Below are 19,912 nucleotides of genomic sequence, written 5' to 3'. Positions count from 1 at the left end.
TAGATTTGTAATGTACATATAAAGTATATTAATTATCTTTGTGTGCTCAAGAGAGATTATATCATTAATTAACAAATTCAATTACTTAACAAAAAGAATTATGAGAAGACATCTAATTCATTTCCTGCTGGTTGCTTTGCTGTCGGTATGCTCCGCTGCTACGGCTATAGCCCAGACAACAGTGAAAGGTCAAGTTGTGGATGCAGAAAACGGTGATCCGATGATCGGTGCAGCTGTTACTGTCGTAGGCACTACTCAGGGTACAGTAACTGACGTTGATGGTCAGTTTACTCTGAATGTGGCTCCCAATTCAACTTTAGCAGTTAAATTTCTTGGTTACAAGGAATTTAAGAAAAAGGTAACCCAAAGAGGTCAGGTAAACTTGGGAGTTATCAATTTGGAAGTTGATGCAGTGGCCCTTGCCGACGTAACAATAACTTCTTCAATTGCCGTTGCCCGCAAAACGCCGGTAGCAGTTTCTACCATTGAACCGGTATTTATTCAAGAAAGATTGGGAACTCAAGAGTTTCCTGAAATATTGAAATCAACTCCGGGTGTGTATGCAACCAAACAAGGTGGTGGTTACGGTGACTCTAAAATTAACATGCGTGGTTTCAAGAGTGAGAATATTGCAATGATGATCAACGGTGTTCCAATGAATGACATGGAATGGGGTGGCGTTTACTGGTCAAACTGGGCCGGACTTTCCGACGTAACCCGTAGCATGCAAACTCAACGTGGGTTAGGCGCTTCAAAAGTTGCTGCTCCTTCAGTGGGTGGTTCTATTAACATTGTAACAAATACGATTGAAGCTAAAAAGGGCGGAAGTGTATCTTACGGAATTGGTAATGACGGATACAACAAGATGCTCTTCACCGTTTCTTCCGGTCTTTCAAAATCAGGCTGGGCATTCACATTGCTCGGTGGAAAAACTTGGGGTGACGGATATATTCAAGGAACAGAATTTGAAGGTTACAATTGGTTTGTGAACATCACAAAACGTTTCAATGAAAATCATCAGTTATCATTAACAGCTTTCGGAGCTCCTCAATGGCACAATCAACGTAACAACAATGACGGTTTAACCATTGCAGGCTGGCAATCAGTTGCTAAAAACTACATGAACGGTGATGATCCTTACAAATACAACCCTTCTTATGGTTTTGGGCCCAACGGTGAAAGAAAGAAATCAGCTTATAATGTATATAACAAACCTCAGATTTCTTTGAACCACCTTTGGCAGATTAATTCTAAATCTAGCTTGAGTACTGCTCTTTATACTTCTATTGGACGTGGATACGGCTATTCCGGTCAAGGTTTAACAAGCACTGACAGAAATAACTGGTACGGTAGTTCATACGGTACACTCAATACTACATTTAGAAATTCAGACGGAACATTTGCTTACGATCAAATATATGACCTCAATGAGGCAAGCAGCAACGGTTCCTTAATGGTGATGTCTAAATCAAAGAACTTCCATAACTGGTACGGTCTTCTTTCAACTTATACTAATAAGCTGACTGATAATATTGATTTCTACGGAGGTGTTGACTTGCGCTATTACAAAGGAGTTCATACCAATGAAATTGTTGACCTTTACGGAGGTAAGTATTATGTTGACTCTTCATCAAGATCAGGAGTTTCAGCAACTAACAATTCTGCTGCAGCAGCCGGTTCTTCTTTTGTAAACCAGAAACTTAAAGTGGGTGATGTAGTTTACCGCGATTATGATGGTTTTGTAATGTCAGAAGGTGCGTTTGGTCAAGTTGAATACAACAAGGACAAATTAAGTGCTTTTGTTGCCGGTTCACTATCAAATACAAGTTACTGGCGTCGTGACCGTTTCTACTATGATGCAGATCATGAAAAATCAGAAACGGTAAACTTCATTGGTTGGACTGCTAAAGGAGGTTTGAACTATAACTTAACTGAGAATCACAACGTATTTGCAAACGTAGGTTACATCAGTCGTGCTCCTTTCTTTTCAGGTGGTGCATTCTTGCAGGCTACAACTAGCAACATCACTAACCCCGATGCTGTTAATGAAAAGATATTCTCTTTGGAACTAGGTTATGGTTTCCGTTCTGAGTTCCTTACTGCTAATATCAATGCATATCATACCGAATGGAAAGATAAAACTATGTCAAAAGGTATTGATGTAAAAGACGGTGATACATTTGTTGACCGTTTGAGCCTTAACATGAGTGGCGTTAACGCTACCCACGAAGGTATTGAACTTGACTTTGTAGCTAAACCTCTTACTTGGTTAAACATCAAAGGTATGTTCTCTATCGGAGATTGGAGATGGACCAGCAATGCTAAAGGTTATTTCTATGATTCAACAGGACAGCCTGTAAAATCTTACGGAAAGAATGCAGATACAGGTAAGGTTGAAGTTGTACATGCTTCAGGTCTTCAAACAGCAGATCATGCTTCTATGAAGATCAACCTGAAAGACGTTAGAGTAGGTGGATCTGCTCAGACTACAGCTTTCTTGGGTACAGACTTCCGTATAAACAAAGACATTCGCTTAGGAGTTGATTATAGCTTCCAAGGAAGAAACTATGCAGACTGGGCTTTCAGCAGCAGCGACATCTTGTTAAACGGTGAAAAAAGTTATGCTTCTCCTTGGCGTATCCCATCTGCTCACCTGTTCGATTTGAACGGTAGCTATCGTTTCCGTCTTGGTTCAGTTAATGCTACACTTGTTGGTAATATCAATAATGTGTTCAATCAAGAATATATTTCTGACGCAATTGATGGTGGTGACCATAATGACAGAACAGCTTATGGCATCTTCTACGGATTTGGTCGTACATATAGCGTTAACCTCAAACTTAACTTCTAAAGAACTGAAAATATGAAGAAGAATTTATTTATGACCGTTGCAGCTGCTGCACTTTTGTTAAGTGGTTGTGATTACAATGATAAATATTTTGATTGGTTGGACGAGGCGACTGTCCCAACTGATGTGAAGACTCTTGAATATAAACTTGAAACAGCAGATTATGCTACTATTTCAAGTAATTCAAGCAACGTAGCGATAGCGAAAGCTGCAGGTGTAAGTGCCCAGCTAACCGCTGTTAAAACAAACATGTACCTAACAGATGTTATCAATGCTGAAACTTATATTCCGGCATTCCTGGCAGCTAAATGGTACACTGCCGATGATGGCTCTTCTGTTAAAGTGACTTATCAAAAAATGGAAGGTGTACCGGCTTATGTGACTGCATTGAATGCTACATCTACATACAAAGTTTCGAATACAGATTATGCAACGGTATGGGGTAGCTCTTCCAGCAATAAGTTCTTTACTCCTACAGTGAAGGCTTCTGCTTACATTCCTACATTTTTAAAGACAGCTTATCCTTCGGCAGAGACCGGTGCTATTGTTGCGGTTGATTACAACCAGTCAGAAAAAGAACCCAGTGGTTCTGTGGTTGGGCTGAATGAAACTGTAGATTCTTATCTTACTACCAGCTCAACGAAAGCAGAACTGACAGGTTGGTTGAATATAACAACTACCGGTACCTATTTTTGGAACGGCAAAAACTTCTCGAGCAACGGATACATCCAAGCAAGTGCTTATAAACACACTGCTGGTCCGCTAGAAACATACATGATTTCACCTAGTGTGTCAGTTAAGTCTGGCATGAAACTCTCTTTCAGCGCTTGCTATGGTAACTATACAGCTAAGGGAGGTACTTTATCAGTTCTTGTTTCTGAAAACTTCTCTGGCGAAACGGCCGAAGCTGTTACTGCAGCTACTTGGAAAGATGTAACCAGTAACTTTACAATTGAGATACCTACTGGAACCTATGGTACTTTGACCAAAGCTGGTGAAGCTGACCTAAGTTCTTATGCAGGTAAGAACGTTCGTATTGCATTCAAGTATACTGGTGACGGTACTACTGGAGCAACTACAACTATTCAAGTTGACAACATGGTTGTTAAGTCTGAAGGTGCAGGTGGTACTGATGTGTATGCAGCAACTACTGCTTTGTATGCTTTCGACGGAACTAAATGGGCTCCGTATTCTGCTAATGCAAACGCTTACATGATGACTAAGGCTGACTTTAATTTATTGAACAGCACTTATGACAACTTCAGTTCAACAATGAATCCTGATGTATACTTACCGCTATTCTTGTCTAAGAAATACTTGCTTATTGAAGGAACAGTTGTTACTCCGGTTTACAAATTCTACAATTCAACAACTAAAGTGACTACGGTTCGTGCTGATGAGTACACTTATACAAGCGGTGCTTGGGTTAAGAACAACGGTATTGTAACTGTTACCGATCAGTTTGTGCGTAATGCAGGGAAGTGGACTTATAACCCTAGTGTGGTAATTACTTTGGTTGCAGGCAAGAATCTTCCTGAATCAGCTAAATATTATCAGGCAATTACCGATGCTGTAAAAGCAGAAAAGGGTAGTCAGTACGTTACTTCTTATGGTAATAATGATTATTACTATGGAGGATCAGCATTCCAGAACAATTTCGACTTCCGTCCGTCTGCATGGAAAGCACAAACTACTGAATATGCAAATATGACAGATGAGCAATTGACTGCGTTGATGTATGAGCGCTTACCCGAGTCATTTATCTATGCTCTTAAAGCAATTCATCCGGATGCAGCTCCTGTAGCAGGTGTAGATGTAACCTATACATTTAACTTTGTGGTTTATGATGGTACTAACAATACAAATTATACCATTGTTTACAAAGTAACAGGTGCTGGTCAGTTTGAATATGTTGAAGGCTCTTTGGCAAAGAAGTAATCATTACCTGATTATATAAAATAAAAAAGCTGCTCTCCGCAAGGAGGCAGCTTTTTTTATTATGAATACTTTTTATTACTATTGTTGCGGCACTCCCAGTTGCATAATAACCGGGTTGTGATCACTGCACAATTCTTGGTTGGGCGAATAATAATCAATGCCCTGCAAACTTTCAGAATGAAAGATATAATCAATGCGTAGCATGCGCTTGTAGTAGCGATACGTATAAGCATAACCCTGTCCGGCTGTTTGAAAGCCGTCTTTTAGCTTCCCTCTTGCCATACGATACGTATAAGATGACGGAACATCATTAAAGTCACCACATACCAGAACCTGGTGAGGCGAATTCATTACCATGTGCTGCAAAGCTTCAGCCTGACGTCCTCTTTTGGTCGCATTAGCTATTAAAGTTTGCATCGTGTAATCCGTGTCATCCATGCTATTTCTTGATGACATATTGGTGGTTTGCAAGTGATTATTAAACAGTCTGACCTGCTTTTTACCAATAAGCACATCGCATATCAACGTGCAGTTACGGCTATCGGGGTACATCACCAATTGACTGCTGATGATTGGGTATTTGCTAAATACCGCCAAAGGCAATACCTTTTCCGTATGCGGAACAATGGTTTTATATCTCCAGGTGGTAAATACATGTTTAATACTGTCTACCGTGAACTGATCATTGTCAACAAACTCTTGAAAACAAATAATGTCCACACTGTTCTCGTCCATGTATTGAGCTATTTTTTTGCACGAATAACCGTCGGTTTCCTTCCCGAAACTATGTACATTGTATGTAGCCAGTTTCACACTTACCGAACTGTCGGACACCTTAACATCGTTCCACTTAACCTGATACACTCTGCTGATGTAACTTATGCTCATAACAAGAGCAGCTATGGGGAAGATGCTCCAATAATAGCACCTCACCAGCCAGTAGATTAAGAAACATACGTTGGCTACCAACAACATTGGCAGTAACAATGCCAACACAGGAGACAGGCTAAACTCCTCGGGAGATAAACATTCGGATAAGTTAGCTCCAAAAGTAACGATGAACAAGAGAATAGTAATGATGAAGAGCGTAATGTTTGCAATCTTTGCTATTTTAACCATTTGTGAATCGTATTGTTTAATATGTTTTGAGATATAGGCTTAGTTATAAAATCATTGCAGCCAGCCTCTTTAGCCGCTTCTCTGTCGCTCACATAAGCGTAGGCACTTAAAGCGATGATAGGAATATGAATAGATGATTCCCTAATCTTTTTGGCTGCGTCTAAGCCATTCATGTTGGGCATTTTTATGTCCATCAATATTAAGTCGGGTTTGTTTCTTCTGTATAGTTCAATAGCTTCCTTACCGTCTTTAGCCCTAATAATACGATATTCTTTCCCTAAAATAGCCTTTAGCAAGTCAAAGTTATTGTCAATATCTTCAGCAACCAAAATGGTTGTTTCCGTTTTCTTTTGATCGACATTGTAATGTAATGGGCTATTGGTATTGTTTTGCATGCTCTTATGCATATCGGCTGATTTATTCAGATCGTGCAACTCGTTATAAGGCAACGTAAAAGTAAAGGTTGTACCTTTTCCCAATTCAGACGTAACAGAAATACTGCCACCCAGTTTTTCAATAATTGTCCGGCAAATGGACAATCCCAAACCCGTGCCCTGTGCAAAAGTGTTTAGCTTCACAAAGCGGTCGAATATACTGTCCAACTTCTCTTTGGCAATGCCCAGTCCCGTATCAGTTACATGAAAAACTATTTGCTCCCCCTGTAATTCATACCCATAACTTACACTGCCCTTTGTCACAAATTTAAATGCATTTCCAATCAGGTTAGACAATACCTGGAATATCCTGTTTTTATCAGACTTGATGTGCAAATCAGAAGCCGACTCCTCAAATACCAGCTTCACATTCTCCGGGCACCTGAAAGTATGCGCATCATAAACCTCCTTGCATAAATCATGCAAAGACACCGTGCTGTAACTGAACTCAACCACGCCCGATTCAATCTTCGACAAATCGAGAATTTCGTTAATCAAGCCCAATAACCTTTCATTGTTAGCTTCCACTATGCTGTAATACTCCCTTCGTTCTTCAAAGTTATCACAGTCGGCTATAATACGCGAGAATCCCACTATGGCATTGAGCGGTGTGCGTATTTCGTGACTCATGTTGGCCAGAAAAGAAGACTTAAACTGATCCGATGTTTCGGCTTTTTCTTTTGCTGCTATCAGTTCCCGTTTGGTAAGCTCCAGTTCCGTTATGTCCCATTCAATATTCAGAATCATGGGAGAGAAGTCATCACTTTCAATCAGAACCTTTCTTCTGTCGAGAATCAGCGTTTTACCATCCTCAGTTACCTTTTCGAGTGTGTCGTGCAGATATTTTTTCTGTTGAAACACCTCGATGTCAACCAAACGTTTTTCGGCAGCCACATCATACGGATGCATGTCAAAATCAGTCTTTCCTATTATGTTTTTGTAATCGTCCAGAATGTTATATTGCACATCTCTGTTCCGATAAATGTAACTGAAATTATTGAGCACATCTTTCACCACGATGCTGGCAGGCAGATTCTTCATGGTAACATCCAAAATCTGATTGGTGCGTTTTATTTCCGTTTCATATTTTATCTGACCCGAGATATCACGACCGAATATCCATACATTCTTCTCCTGATTCTCGTCGAGCACAGTATAAGTAATCACTTCAAGTCCTAGTAATTCCTTGTTTTCCTTGATAGGATTCAGTACGATGAAAGATTTATAAGTATTGTTTTCCATTTTCCCATAAATACTCATCCATCTTTCTTCGGTCATGGCGCCGTAGGGCAACGTATGTATTTTCAGTTCGCTGAGCGGCACACCTTGAGGTACCTTATGCAATTCCCTGAACTTTTTGTTCACAAAAATCAGTGTACCATCTTCTTTAGCAGCAAATATTTCCTCGGCAGCATTGTCAATGGCATGGGTCAGCGTATCCAGATTCTTCTCCTTACGCCTAATTTCAGTAATATCCTGTGCATAGCCTTCCAGCTCAATGTCACCTTCTCCCTTTTCAATTTTTGTGTAAGCCAATATCCTTACGTGAATCCATTCATTGTTGAAAAGAACCCTGTAAGCGATAGGCGTTTCCATGTCGGTTTGCAAACAATTATTCAGCCAGTTAGCAAACGTCTCGCGATCCAGCTCAAAGATTTGAGCCATATATTCCTTGCGAGGAACCGGTACAAACTTATCACGTTCTGCTTCATTCATTGAAAGCTGATAATAAATCGTATCATCTTTCAGGCTGTACCTCCACGTAGCAATTTTGGCCATGTGCTGAATATCGCGAAACTTTTCGTTTGTTTTTTGCAATTGCAGTTTCATGTTACACCGTTCCGTGATGTCCCTGTACTGACAAAGCACCATCCCCTTATAAGGATGCATGATGCACTTGAAATAATATGTTTTATGCGCAAAAGGCAGTTTAAAGTTTTTGGTAATGCTGATATTCTCCTCTAATACCCGTTTGAACTCCGGATATACCTTTTCACGGGTATGTTCGGGCAGAATATCGAAAACGTTTTTTCCAAGCATATACTTCTCTTGCATGAAGCACAAATCAGTGTGTATGGATACATCCCGGCACACTCCTTCAGCATCAACCAAAATAAGGGTATCAGCAGTGAGTTGAAGTATTTCTTGAGAATAAGATGCATCGTGTAAAATTCTCTTCATTTTACTATTAAGGTCTATTCATTATTAATGCGCCAAATATAACAAAATATCACAATTACAAGCTACATATCGTGTTAAATCAGCAATTTAGTCCGCTCTTTTGGCTTTTTCCCATGTTCCATTACCACTTTTTCTCATTAAATAGGGAATGCCTTTCAATACATTGATGTTCATAAACAAGAAGTAATAAGGAATGAATAAAAGTTTGTTTTTAATTTGTTTGCTTGCCAAGTAGTGGCCATAGAAACCGGCTATGTAAAATAGAATCTGTAACACCAACAGTAACGTATAAAACCAGCAATTCTGCGTTACAACCAGCGCCACATTGAGCGGTAACAAAGCGAATAACAGAAACGGTGTAACCGACCATCGCAACACCCTGTGCGAGATATATTGAAAACTTAGCACCCCGTACCTTAGCGGATTGAGTAAAGGCCTGAGCCGCCACACCGACTGCAGTCCGCCCGCACAGATGCGCACCTTTCGTTTCTCTTCCTCAAGCATGTTGGCCGAACCACTTTCTACAGCATAAGCGTTGCTGCAATAATCAATCTTGTAACCCTTCATGGCAATGCGCAGCGAAAGCACAAAATCGTCGAGCAAGGTGTCGCGTTGCATGGGAACATACAGCTCGCGTCGCACGGCAAACAGTTCGCCTGCTGCCCCCACGGCAGAGTAAAGCCGGGCATCGAGCGCCTTGAGAGTCGATTCATATTTCCAGTAGATTCCTTCGCCACCGGCAGCTGCTCCATCTTCCGTTTTCACGGCTATGCGCTTTTCGCCCGCTACACAGCCCACCAAGGGATCACTGAACGCCCGTACTATTTCGCGCAAGGCCTCTTTGTTGAGCATGGTGTTGGCATCGGTAAACACCACGATGGGCGATGTGACCAGCGTCATCCCCCGATTCATGGCAGCTGTTTTCCCCTGCCTTTCGGGCTGAAAAAAGACGGTCGCTTGCGGCCAGTTTGCCAAACGTGTGTTGGTGCCGTCTGTACTGCCGTCGGTTACCCACACAATTTTCTTCTTCACAGCGGGATAATCCAGCGCCAGGGAGTTTAGCATCTTCTCGTCGACCACCGTCTCTTCGTTATAAGCAGTGATGAAGAGCGTTACCTCAGGCAGCTGCTCGTCAGCCGGGAGCGTTTTTCCCTTCGGTTTGGCAAATAATTCTTTTACTTTCACCAGTAGGTAAAGCACTATGCCGTAGCCCAAGTAGGTGTAGAATACTACAAATAGGGCGATGTAGAAGAGGATTTCTAGGGTGGTCATGGGGTGGGAGTGTTATCGGAAATTTTATTAAATTCATCTAGCGTAATCGGTCTTCTTCTATACATCTTTTCTATTAGTTTCCTTTTTATAACATGAGCCAAAGCAGATAAAATATTAGATAATTCTTGATATGTATTTCTTTGAGGTATTATTTTACAAACCATATTTCTATCCCACTTTTGAGTAAAGAAAGATTGATAATACTCATCTGTTGGATTTACAATAAACTCAATGTTATCTTTCCACTCATACCTGTTTAGCATGATGTCACCGTCTGTAAACCACAATAACTTATATGCCAATGATTGGTATGGAAGGTAATTGAGAAAGAGTTCCCCATAGTCGTTTCTGTAATTTCCAGGCATTTTATCTTTTTCAAACAATACCAATTTATCATCGATATCAAGCACTACCCATTTGTGAGATTTCTTAGGAAAAAGAAATTCGCCAAGTAAACTGGGAGTTTCTATATATCCTCTTTGAGCGACTCTGGATAGTTCCGTTAGAAATTTTTCTGGATCTTCAGCATGTTCCAAAACCTGATTACATATAACGTAATCAAATTCTTTATCTTTAAATGGTAGATTTTCTCCACTAGCGTTAACTAGGGATTGATGTGGATAAATTTTCACATCACCACATCTGTGGTAATTATCGTCGATAAATTTCTCAGCAAGTACGTTTGATCTGTAAGAGGGAGCATGCCCCGGACCAACTTCTAGGACTCTATCTTTTTTGCGAATTTTCAGATCTGTTCTGTCATAAGGAGTACGTGTTTTCATTTATATAATTATTTGATTATATTGCTATCTTGGTCTTCGTATATTTCTTTCTTCTTAAAAAGCCCGCCAAGACCTCGACATGCTTTTATCAATCGTTTAGTGAAACTTTTTAGTAAAGAGCCGTCGGCATTCAATGTTGAATTGCTGGTCAGTGCCCGAGCCTTACGGCTGGTGATGAATACCAACCTGCCCATGGGTTTCATGGCAAGGGCCAGTGAACCATCTTCACCTCGGATAATGTCTGTTCGGAATCCTATTTGCCGACCGTATTCCGTTTTAAAACCGAAAACCATGCCACGCACACACAATTCAGGGCGTTTGACGGCTTGAATACGCAGATGAAGATCACGTAACGATTCGTACACTCGGAGTGCCCATATTGATTCTCCTTTGCGAGGCACGAAGCTCCACAAGGCAAAGGTGCAAGCAACTTCGGGCTTCATCAGTTCCTTGAGATGCGTTTCAATGTAATGCGGTGGATACATGGTGTCAGCATCAATGCAGATGTGGTATTTTCCCTTTGCATGGTTTAGTCCGCATTGCCGGGCATGCCCCGGACCTTTCAGCTTCTCGTCAAACCAAGTAGCCCCTAGGCGGTCAAGTACTTCGGTTGTTTTGTCTGTCGAGTTATTGTTTACCGTCAATATTTCCATGGGAACAGGACATGTGTTGTCACACAATGACCACAGGCAAGCTAACAGATGCGTTTCTTCGTTGTGAGCAATCAATACGACAGATACCACTGGCTCTTTACTTTGCAGAGCCATTAACTTCTTCCTTACTTCGTTCACCGTCTGTTCAGGGATAGAATCGATGGGTTTTTCGAATACCTCCAGGTATTTAGTGTACCACTTTGTCATATGCTTGTTTATTACGATTTTACTTTGAAATACATTTCGTTTTTCCATTTGTTTGCATACACCATAGCCCATGGCAATGTTCCGCACCAAGGTTTGCCACAGGGAGCTTTTGGCGTAAGGTAAGTGTCTATTGAGCTAGCTTTTTGTTGGTGCTCATCGCAGTTTAACTGTAAAAGTCTAGAGTCTTTCCAGTTAATAATCCAATCATAATAAAACCAAAACCAAACGCAGTATTCATATACAGAATATTTGTCTTCTTCGTGAGCTATAGATGTTATTAGTTTGTTTGTTTCAATATGATCTTTCCAGCCCTCATCGCTTCTTGGTACCAGAATATTTGTTGGATTTAGTTGTTTCATGTAATGGCGCAATTGAATTACTTGTTCTTTGTCATTAAACGAAATGTCCCCATCTGTAAAGTTTAAAAAGTAAATATGCTGTTCTATTACACCTAATTCACCGAGCGCTTTCTTAGACAATTGTCTTCTTTCAGATTTAATAATGTTATGTTCTATGTTGCAACACCCGGTATGAGATGCTTCACCTCCTGTCATAATTAATACATGAACCTCTTCTTGCTCTTTTACAAGCCGTTGAATTAATCCGGCACAACCCAATACCTCATCATCGGGATGTGGGGCAATAATGAGCGTGCGTCCATGAATGTCTAGTGGTTTAGCTAGCAGCTTTGCTGTTGCTCGTAACACATATACAGGAATCGCTCTATATATGAATTTTAATGTTTTAATCAGTGATCTCATGCTTTCTGCGTAATAAATGATTAAACAATTCGTCCCATTTTTTACCAATGTTATCTATCAGGAATTGTTGTGACTTAATTCGTGCCAATCGTCCCATTTCTTTTCTTATGTCATCGTTTTCAATAAGATATATTATCTTTTCAGCAAGCATACTGATGTTACCGTTTTCAACTAACAAACCGTCTTCTTGGTCGGTAATGATATCTTTTGGTCCGCACGGACAGTCATAAGACACAGGGGGAACTCCGCATGCCATGGCCTCAATAATAACCATGCCAAACCCTTCATTTTTAGAAGACAGCACAAATATGGAACTATCGCAGTATTTTTGTTCTATATCAGGTGCCGGAGGGTTAATAAAACAATTCTTTAGTTGGTATTTCTCCATTAGGCGATGATATTGCTCTCTGTTGCCGGCTCCATACAGTTGTAAGGTCCAGTCTGTGTGTTTTTGAGAAACGATAGCCCATGCTTCAATAAGATGATCAAATCTCTTTATAGGTACATATCTTCCTGCAGCAATTACTTGTTTGGAGCTACAGTTGGAGATTTCAGACGGATAAAACGTTAGCGGATTGTGTATTACTGTCATGTTATTCAGCTCGCTCCATTTCTCCTTGTCTTCATGGGTTAGCACGACAAAGGAATCTAGTTCTTTGACCTTTTTGATGAAAGAATTGATCCATCTTTTTGCCAGAAATACTCTTATTGACTGTGGTAAGTGATACTCTTCTAGTGTTCTGAAATTATCTCTGCCAAAATGTATTTCTCCAATTTTAATGCTTCCGTCTTTGATGGAGGTTAAGAAATTAATTTCTCGTCTTAACAAAGAAATAGTAATATCTGGCTTTTCATAAAACAGAGTGTCTTTTAATTTTTTCTTAAATAGTCTTTCTTTCGTTATTTGCTTGAATGCTCTAATGTAAATGGGTAATCCGTAAGTGGAGTCAAAATTTATATCAAGATTGATTACTTTTATTCGGGAAGATAATTTATAATAATAGTCTTTTCCTTTTCCTTCAGTTAATACCACAATTACATCATAGCCCAACACATCGGCAAAATAGTTTGCTTTCAGCGTTAGTACTCGTTCCATTCCGCCTGAATTATATAATCCGGGTATGCAATATGCTATTTTCATGTTCAAAGACTATTAATTACTTTCCTAAGTTGGCAACTCCACGACAAGTCTTTTATTGAATCTCTTATTTGTTGGGGATTCAAATCAACCTGATGATAAAAATCAATTAAAGATTTAATATTAATCGGCGATTCATCGGGTGTTATTTTCAGGATATATGGCATCTGCTCGAAGTCAGCATCAATTTCGGAATAAATGAAAGGTATGCCCCGAGCCGCATATTCTCTGTTCTTTAATGTTTTAATGTGCGTAATGCCACTTCTATGTCGCGCTAAACTTCCTATGCCCAAATCTGCCAATTCAAACAAATCATCTAATTCATTGCCATGCTGATTGCCATGTAGAAAAACATAGTCGTCTAATTCTTTTTCTTTGATCAACTGCACAACTTCGCGGGTTTCTCTTATACCGCTGGGACTGCCTACTATATGAAAAAACACTTTGTAATTGGGTAAAGGTTGGCTGGCATAGTACTCATGCAAACCATTGATAATTCTATCAAAACCATGCCAGTAATGAATTTCGGCAACACCTATCAAATTAAGCTGTAGACTGGTATTGTTTCTGTTCTGCTTTGGTTTGATAGAGCTAAAATCTATACCATTTGATATACGTATAGTTCTTTGTCCGAATATAAAATCGTAGTTTGAATAGGTCACAATAGCATTTAAATAACCGGATAACTTTCTTCTGAAAATTTTGTCAACAAGCAATTCGCACTTCATATTCCAGTCAATGTATTCCTGATCATACGGGTAGGTAGGGATCTCCATAACCACTTTGGCGCCCAATGCTCTTATCTCTTTGACTAATGTTATGGTAAAAGGATTGGCATTGTGATAAGAGCGCATGTACACAAATTCTATTTTTTGTTCGGCCACAAACTGACTAATGAACTTATACGAAACACGCTTTTTTATCTTAGCAATTTTTCCAGTTCCTAAATCTTTCAGTACGGTGTCATCAATCATCCAAGTTCTGTGTCCGTTTGGTAGAACCTCGTAATAGCAAGTATATACTTCCAAACCACATTCTTTCAATGCTTTGATTTGGTAGCGAATTTTCTTTGAAATTCCGTTAAATTCTTCGAATCCATGAAATATAAGGAACAGCGCTTTCATCTCTTTTTTAGACTTTTGATTCTATTTATAATATCATATTCACCAGAAAGTTGTATGTAACAACTACTTATGACAATGAATAATATTCCTTTGATAGTCAAACTTACAAATAGATTTAGTGATTCGGTCAGCATATTGGCAATATATAAAATAAGTCCTAATATAAGACTTAAAAATACAGCATGGATTAATTCTTTCATAAATATAAGAATAAATCTTTTCTGAAAGGTGATAAAATACATTTGCCAGTATGTTTGTATGAAATTAAAACAATAAGCTATACAAATGCATATAGCCACACCTTCCAATGTACCAATAAAAAAGATTCCTATTAACATGCCACTTACATTTAATACTGAAGAAAATAGTCCGCATTTAAATAAGCTTTTTGTATCTCCGGCTGCTTGAAAAATAGAGCCAGAGGAAGATAGTATTATTTGTAAACCTACCGATAAACTTAATATTTTAAATACAGGGACAGATGGCAACCATTGATTTCCAAAAATGATAAGCGTAAGTTCTTTTGCCGTGAAAAACAAAATAATACTCAAGGGAAAACCAATGAAAGCGAGTAGGCGAACTATTTTTTCGTATGACATGGATAGTTTTCTTATATCCTGTTGAAAATCGCTGAGAACCGGATGCATTACAGGTGTAATAACGTGTGTTATATTTTGGAGAGGAAGAGTCATCAGTCTATAAGATTTTTCGTAATAACCTAAGAGAGACATAGACATGTATTTACCAATAAGCAGTTTGTCTAGATTCCTGCTGAAATAGTACAACACGTTAAATGAAAATTGATAAGCTGAATAACTAAATATTTTTTTTACTCCGCAGAGCCCTAATTCAAATTTTAATCTTTGAGGGTACTTATTTATTGAGACCAAAAAAATTAGTATACTGGATAGAATTGGACCTATAATTAATGCATACAATCCTCCTCCTGCAAGAGCAACTATTACACCTATAGTTCCGCTAGCTATTTGTATTATAAAACTTCTCCATGCAATAAACTTAAATTCTTTATTTTTATAAAAAAGGGCATTGGGAACAATAGTAATGGAAGAGAAAAATAGATCAATAGCAAGAAATTGACATAAGATTCTTAATATAGATGAATTATACCAAAGGGATATTGGCCAAGATGCAATAAAAAAAAGTATAGAGATAATGACTCCAGTCCATACGGTAAATGAATATAAATCTGATAAATCACAGTCAGTTAGTTCCTTATTTTGTACAATGGCTGGTGATATTCCCATATCAGTGAAAATAGCAAAGAAGCTGATTATAACAGTAGCTATTGCGACTATACCAAAATCGTCGGGGGAAAGTAAGCGCGATAGAACAGCTGTCACGGCAAGAGAAATCAGAATTCCTGAATATCTTGCTATAGCAGTATATAGAACGCCAGATAAAAGTGTTTTTTTTGTTGATTGCATTTTATTAAGCAGATAGATTTGATAAAAGAACATTCCACTGATTGATGATTGAGCAAACATTGAGATGTTTAGATAGAATATAGGATTGTTCTGACATCTCTTCGTAATTTGAAGTATTGATAAACTGATTTATTTTTTCTGCCATATCATATATATTACCGTTTTCAAAAATATAATTATTATTTGCATTAGCTAATAATTCAATTACAACGGGTAAGTCAGAAGCAATTATAGGTAGATGATGAGCCATTGCTTCTGCTAAAACTAAAGGGAATCCTTCCCATCTCGAACTTAAAATAAAAGCACTAGCAGAGGAATAATGACTTTGTATATCATTCGTAAATGGATAGATACTTATTTGGGCATCTAAGTTGTATTTTTTTATTAAGGCTTTTAAGTTATCTTCTTCAGGCCCTTCTCCGACAATCTTTAGAGTCCATTCTTTATGTTTTGAAGATATCAGATTGAATGATTCTATCAGTAAGTCAAAGCCTTTAGTTAAGTGAGAGAATCTACCTATTGCTAAAAGGCTTTTATAATTTAGGCTTCCTTTCCCTTTAGGGATAATAGTTAGTGGATTGTATATAGCTGATGTTTTAACTCCTAGCTTTTCTTTGAAAAGTAGACTGTCTGTTTTTGTTAAAACTATAATTTGGTTTAGCTTTGTACTTTCGTATTTAAATTGCATCTTTTGGTCCCAAAGATACAAATTTGGGGTATTGAAGAAACCATCAAAAGATGTGTGCATCCACCCTATGGTTTTGGCTTTTAACTGATGGCTTATACTTGCCAAATAAAGGGATAAAAATGCATGAACGCCTACAACAATATCAAAACCTTCATTATTCAGCTTTTTTATTAGTTTCCGTCTTCTGGAAAGAGGGAAAGAACTATATCCATAGATATGAGAAGTTAGCTTGTTCTGTGGGAGTATTTTTTTGTATAGTAAACTATATGTTTTGCATGGCAAATATTCATAAAAAGGAAGATTTGTGTACGCTATATAGTCAAAACGAATATTTGTTTGATTCAAATCATACATTGATGTATCTGTTTTTTCTGGATTATCATGTGTGAGAATTGTTACATCATGTTCTTTTGAAAGTTCACCTGCTATTACGGCAAGTACCCTCTGAACACCTCCAAATGAAAAGATTGTATCACAATAAAAACAGATTTTGAGTTTCTTCATCTTTTATACTTTTGCTGTTATGCAAATATAATTATAATAATGTAAAATTTCATTTTTATTGTGTGAAATAGTTTGTGGATATATATATTATCTATATTTGTAGCCAAAATTAAGTTGTATTATGATTTCTATTGAAAAAATGTTTTGTATCGGTTTGAGACTATCATTATTCATATTCATAACATCATGTGTTGATAGAGACCGTGATTTATCTGAGGCACCGGAAGAAGATTTACCCAAATTATCAGGTACTTCTTCATTTAACTGGCAAGATGCTTATGTGGCTATTTCCACTGATCAACCTCTAAATTTATTAAGTGCGGATTATGCACCATTGAAATATGATAAGCACATGGTGCTTTCTTATACAATAGATGATGTACCCATAACTGCTTATTCTCGCGCATTTGCAATTATTAATAAGCATTTTGTTGATGATATACAAAACTTTCACGTGGGTTTTAATCATAGTACTGGTACAATGCCGGAAAAAACATTGGGGTATACGGATGGCTGTGATACCGAAATTAGGTTTCCTATAGGACTAGCTATCTGGCCGACGAATAGCAATAGTCTTATTTCTGATTATATGGGATATAAAAGTCCGGGAACAGCTTATCCTTATTTAGTTTGGAAAGATATAATACCCATCATTGATTTCGGAGGAGATATCTATTTTCATGATGTTAATATTCGTTTCTCAAAAGATGCCAATCTTGATAGTATAAGAGCCGGATTTGATTATGACCAAGTAAGAACCACAGAGCGAATTGGCCGGAAAATAAAAACACTTGTTGTACCCAATGGTGATAAAAAATATTATCAGGCAGCTTCAGCTTATAATCCGATTACCATTATTAGTGATCAGGGAGGTACCGACCTTATTTATCCTATAAATCTGACTTCAGATCTATATAAGAAATACATAACACGTCTTTATTTTAGTGATGATAATAAAATGGCAAATTATTTCACTCAAGTACAAGACAATTATGAATCAGATAATCCCTTTTGGTTTCAATTCTTCAATCACGGTGTAAATTCTATTTTTATGCAACTGCTGCGCAAAATCAATGATACTTACGGCAAAGACGGTACAGATGATATTTGGTTTGCCACTATTGATGAAGTGTATGAGTACTATCATTTCAAAGCCAATTATCCCATTCAAAAAACAATAGAGGGTAATAAAGCCACTTTCCGAATTGAGGCAGCACCCGATTATAAGCTACCCGAAGAATGCACGTATCATCGTGACTTTACGCTTCTTGTTACAGGTCTCGAAAGCATGAGCGGTGTGACGCTTACTTTTGGTCCCAATGTATATGGATATAGTTACAAATACAGGCCTGAAGACAAAACGTTGATGATAAACCTGAATTGCAATCCTTCTTTATTGGAGCGTGCCCAACGTTACACGGATATCTATAAAGATTCTCCTTCGGATGAATCGAAAGCAGATGCTTTGTATTTCATCAACCAACTTTCGCCCGAAAGGAGAACTAGCTTTTTGAATAGTATTAATTAGTGTCACACATTCTCATTATAAAATTATAATGAAAACATAGAATGTCAGGCATTGCTACGTTGTTGTCCATGCAATAGCTTTGATAACCATATATAATTTTTAGATAGGTCTTCATAGTCATTCGCTGTTTGTTGTTTTCGTAATAACTCATTTTCCCCTTCTCAATATCTACCGCATAAGATGCGTCTTCTAGCGTCAACCCGCACGACAATCTGATTAATCTCATATTTTTCGCTAAGCCAAGCATAAACCTTTCTGTGAATTTAGACATTTTACTGTTCGTTTTTAGTTCTACAAAGATTACTATTTTTTTTATTATCGTGTTAACGAAAAAGGTAACAGGAAATCCATTTCTTTTTTTGAATCTTTATAATCAGATAGTTAGCACTTTTGTTAACCAATTAATTTAATTATAAAAATGGAAAAAAACTTTTATTTTAAACACGATGCTTCGGCTTTTAGTAATGCCAAACTGATGAATTTGGTCCAAAAAGAAGGTTTGTCCGGTTATGGAATCTACTGGGCTATTCTTGAATTCTTACGTATGCAACCTGAATACTCTGCTTCGCGTGTCACGCTTTCGCAACTAGCAAGAAAGACGAACACAACACAAAAAAAGATGATGAGAATTATATCCGATTATGATTTATTTGTGCTTACAGATGATCGTTTTTATTCATCCGGCTTGTTCGAAAGAATGGCAGCGCACGACCGAGTTGTGGGCTCATGTCGGGCTAATGGACGTCTTGGAGGACTAGCTAATAGCCTGAAAATCAGCCAAAGTGACGAAGCGAACGCTTTAGCATTACAGAGAGAGAGTAATCATATAATTACTCCTTTGAAGAGTGAGAGCGAAGCGAACTCTTGCTCTTCACCGGAAGAACTGCTTCGTACGGTGGCAGAGATGAAGCACGAAGCCATCTGGCAGGAACAGATGGCCATGAAGAGTGGCATGGGGTTGAAATTCGCTGCACATTTCGACGCTTTGCTGCTGGCCTTTTCCACCTACATCAGCCTCATTGGTGAGGAAAACTCCATTCCCACGGTGAACGATGCCAAACGGCGGTTTTTCTTCTGGATGCAATCGGCCGACTGCAAGCAGCTTATGGCCCGTTTGCAAAGGCAGGAGGAAGCTGCACCCGATCCGTACCGCTTCGAAACGATAGTCGACGGCCGGCGAACCTACTGCGGCATGCCCATTGAGGAGGGAGCCCCACCGCGCCCCGCCATCAATGCTGTGTGGGATGACGACGGTCATTGCTGGAGACACTAGCCCCTTTCCTCGGCTAT

Annotated in this window: 15 protein-coding genes; 4 read left to right on the top strand and 11 right to left on the bottom strand. The window is 38.5% G+C overall.

Translation table 11 applies throughout. The features are described 5' to 3' along the window. Positions 1-100: 100 nt before the first annotated feature. Positions 101-2,851: a TonB-dependent receptor gene (locus ACKPCE_RS12780; protein ID WP_319505466.1), complete on the top strand. Its 2,751-nt coding sequence runs from the start codon at positions 101-103 to the stop codon at positions 2,849-2,851. Between the two features lie 12 nt (positions 2,852-2,863). Next, positions 2,864-4,786 carry a choice-of-anchor J domain-containing protein gene (locus ACKPCE_RS12775; RefSeq protein ID WP_319505465.1) on the top strand — a complete coding sequence of 641 codons (1,923 nt, stop codon included), beginning with the start codon at positions 2,864-2,866 and terminating at the stop codon, positions 4,784-4,786. A gap of 78 nt (positions 4,787-4,864) precedes the next feature. On the opposite strand, the gene ACKPCE_RS12770 is transcribed toward ACKPCE_RS12775, so the two are convergent. The 10 genes from ACKPCE_RS12770 to ACKPCE_RS12725 all read right to left on the bottom strand — a co-directional run bounded on the left by ACKPCE_RS12770 (position 4,865) and on the right by ACKPCE_RS12725 (position 17,094). After that, positions 4,865-5,905 (bottom strand): endonuclease/exonuclease/phosphatase family protein, encoded by a 1,041-nt coding sequence (locus tag ACKPCE_RS12770; protein WP_319505464.1) that lies wholly within the window; start codon positions 5,903-5,905, stop codon positions 4,865-4,867. Beyond that, positions 5,893-8,520, bottom strand: coding sequence for a PAS domain-containing hybrid sensor histidine kinase/response regulator (locus ACKPCE_RS12765; protein ID WP_319505463.1), 2,628 nt, complete (start codon positions 8,518-8,520; stop codon positions 5,893-5,895). The genes ACKPCE_RS12770 and ACKPCE_RS12765 overlap by 13 nt, the downstream gene beginning before the upstream one ends. Positions 8,521-8,607: 87 nt before the next feature. Beyond that, positions 8,608-9,792, bottom strand: coding sequence for a glycosyltransferase family 2 protein (locus ACKPCE_RS12760; RefSeq protein WP_319505462.1), 1,185 nt, complete (start codon positions 9,790-9,792; stop codon positions 8,608-8,610). Continuing rightward, entirely contained in the window at positions 9,789-10,574 is a 786-nt protein-coding gene (locus ACKPCE_RS12755) for a class I SAM-dependent methyltransferase (RefSeq protein WP_319505461.1), read from the bottom strand. Before ACKPCE_RS12755 ends, ACKPCE_RS12760 begins: the two co-directional genes overlap by 4 nt. Positions 10,575-10,582: 8 nt before the next feature. Beyond that, positions 10,583-11,434, bottom strand: a complete 852-nt coding sequence (locus ACKPCE_RS12750; protein WP_319505460.1) for a glycosyltransferase family 2 protein — start codon at positions 11,432-11,434, stop codon at positions 10,583-10,585. An 11-nt stretch (positions 11,435-11,445) separates the two neighbouring features. Next, complete coding sequence (locus ACKPCE_RS12745; RefSeq protein WP_319505459.1) at positions 11,446-12,195, bottom strand: PIG-L deacetylase family protein; 750 nt, start codon at positions 12,193-12,195, stop codon at positions 11,446-11,448. Next, the gene (locus ACKPCE_RS12740; RefSeq protein WP_319505458.1) at positions 12,179-13,336 is read right to left on the bottom strand and encodes a glycosyltransferase family 4 protein; all 1,158 of its coding nucleotides are present in this window, start codon (positions 13,334-13,336) and stop codon (positions 12,179-12,181) included. Before ACKPCE_RS12740 ends, ACKPCE_RS12745 begins: the two co-directional genes overlap by 17 nt. A gap of 2 nt (positions 13,337-13,338) precedes the next feature. Further along, positions 13,339-14,457 carry a glycosyltransferase family protein gene (locus tag ACKPCE_RS12735; RefSeq protein WP_319505457.1) on the bottom strand — a complete coding sequence of 373 codons (1,119 nt, stop codon included), beginning with the start codon at positions 14,455-14,457 and terminating at the stop codon, positions 13,339-13,341. Then, a complete protein-coding gene (locus ACKPCE_RS12730; RefSeq protein WP_319505456.1) occupies positions 14,454-15,902 on the bottom strand; it encodes a lipopolysaccharide biosynthesis protein in 1,449 nt (482 codons plus the stop codon). Before ACKPCE_RS12730 ends, ACKPCE_RS12735 begins: the two co-directional genes overlap by 4 nt. Before the next feature lie 4 nt (positions 15,903-15,906). Next, positions 15,907-17,094 (bottom strand): glycosyltransferase, encoded by a 1,188-nt coding sequence (locus ACKPCE_RS12725; protein ID WP_319505455.1) that lies wholly within the window; start codon positions 17,092-17,094, stop codon positions 15,907-15,909. A gap of 121 nt (positions 17,095-17,215) precedes the next feature. Between ACKPCE_RS12725 and ACKPCE_RS12720 the strand changes: the two genes are divergently transcribed. Beyond that, the gene (locus tag ACKPCE_RS12720) at positions 17,216-18,622 is read left to right on the top strand and encodes a polysaccharide deacetylase family protein (protein WP_319505454.1); all 1,407 of its coding nucleotides are present in this window, start codon (positions 17,216-17,218) and stop codon (positions 18,620-18,622) included. On the opposite strand, the gene ACKPCE_RS12715 is transcribed toward ACKPCE_RS12720, so the two are convergent. Then, positions 18,615-18,848 carry a helix-turn-helix domain-containing protein gene (locus ACKPCE_RS12715; protein ID WP_308764350.1) on the bottom strand — a complete coding sequence of 78 codons (234 nt, stop codon included), beginning with the start codon at positions 18,846-18,848 and terminating at the stop codon, positions 18,615-18,617. The genes ACKPCE_RS12720 and ACKPCE_RS12715 overlap by 8 nt on opposite strands. A gap of 192 nt (positions 18,849-19,040) precedes the next feature. Between ACKPCE_RS12715 and ACKPCE_RS12710 the strand changes: the two genes are divergently transcribed. After that, on the top strand, positions 19,041-19,895 hold the full coding sequence (locus tag ACKPCE_RS12710) for a DUF7833 domain-containing protein (RefSeq protein WP_319505453.1): 855 nt from the start codon (positions 19,041-19,043) through the stop codon (positions 19,893-19,895). The last annotated feature ends 17 nt before the right edge of the window (positions 19,896-19,912 follow it).

This window comes from Bacteroides graminisolvens, from assembly GCF_963666085.1.
GTDB lineage: Bacteria > Bacteroidota > Bacteroidia > Bacteroidales > Bacteroidaceae > Bacteroides > Bacteroides graminisolvens.
The sequence above is the reverse complement of the archived record's forward strand: the minus strand, read 5'-3'. Positions and strand labels throughout refer to the sequence as shown.

What these genes read in the sequence shown, in the direction of transcription:
- ACKPCE_RS12740 (WP_319505458.1), bottom strand. Translation starts at nt 13,336, where the DNA reads ATGAAAATAGCATATTGCATACCCGGATTATATAATTCAGGCGGAATG.
- ACKPCE_RS12730 (WP_319505456.1), bottom strand. Translation starts at nt 15,902, where the DNA reads ATGCAATCAACAAAAAAAACACTTTTATCTGGCGTTCTATATACTGCT.
- ACKPCE_RS12710 (WP_319505453.1), top strand. Translation starts at nt 19,041, where the DNA reads ATGGAAAAAAACTTTTATTTTAAACACGATGCTTCGGCTTTTAGTAAT.
- ACKPCE_RS12720 (WP_319505454.1), top strand. Translation starts at nt 17,216, where the DNA reads ATGATTTCTATTGAAAAAATGTTTTGTATCGGTTTGAGACTATCATTA.
- ACKPCE_RS12775 (WP_319505465.1), top strand. Translation starts at nt 2,864, where the DNA reads ATGAAGAAGAATTTATTTATGACCGTTGCAGCTGCTGCACTTTTGTTA.
- ACKPCE_RS12755 (WP_319505461.1), bottom strand. Translation starts at nt 10,574, where the DNA reads ATGAAAACACGTACTCCTTATGACAGAACAGATCTGAAAATTCGCAAA.
- ACKPCE_RS12750 (WP_319505460.1), bottom strand. Translation starts at nt 11,434, where the DNA reads ATGACAAAGTGGTACACTAAATACCTGGAGGTATTCGAAAAACCCATC.
- ACKPCE_RS12745 (WP_319505459.1), bottom strand. Translation starts at nt 12,195, where the DNA reads ATGAGATCACTGATTAAAACATTAAAATTCATATATAGAGCGATTCCT.
- ACKPCE_RS12715 (WP_308764350.1), bottom strand. Translation starts at nt 18,848, where the DNA reads ATGAGATTAATCAGATTGTCGTGCGGGTTGACGCTAGAAGACGCATCT.
- ACKPCE_RS12765 (WP_319505463.1), bottom strand. Translation starts at nt 8,520, where the DNA reads ATGAAGAGAATTTTACACGATGCATCTTATTCTCAAGAAATACTTCAA.
- ACKPCE_RS12725 (WP_319505455.1), bottom strand. Translation starts at nt 17,094, where the DNA reads ATGAAGAAACTCAAAATCTGTTTTTATTGTGATACAATCTTTTCATTT.
- ACKPCE_RS12760 (WP_319505462.1), bottom strand. Translation starts at nt 9,792, where the DNA reads ATGACCACCCTAGAAATCCTCTTCTACATCGCCCTATTTGTAGTATTC.
- ACKPCE_RS12770 (WP_319505464.1), bottom strand. Translation starts at nt 5,905, where the DNA reads ATGGTTAAAATAGCAAAGATTGCAAACATTACGCTCTTCATCATTACT.
- ACKPCE_RS12735 (WP_319505457.1), bottom strand. Translation starts at nt 14,457, where the DNA reads ATGAAAGCGCTGTTCCTTATATTTCATGGATTCGAAGAATTTAACGGA.
- ACKPCE_RS12780 (WP_319505466.1), top strand. Translation starts at nt 101, where the DNA reads ATGAGAAGACATCTAATTCATTTCCTGCTGGTTGCTTTGCTGTCGGTA.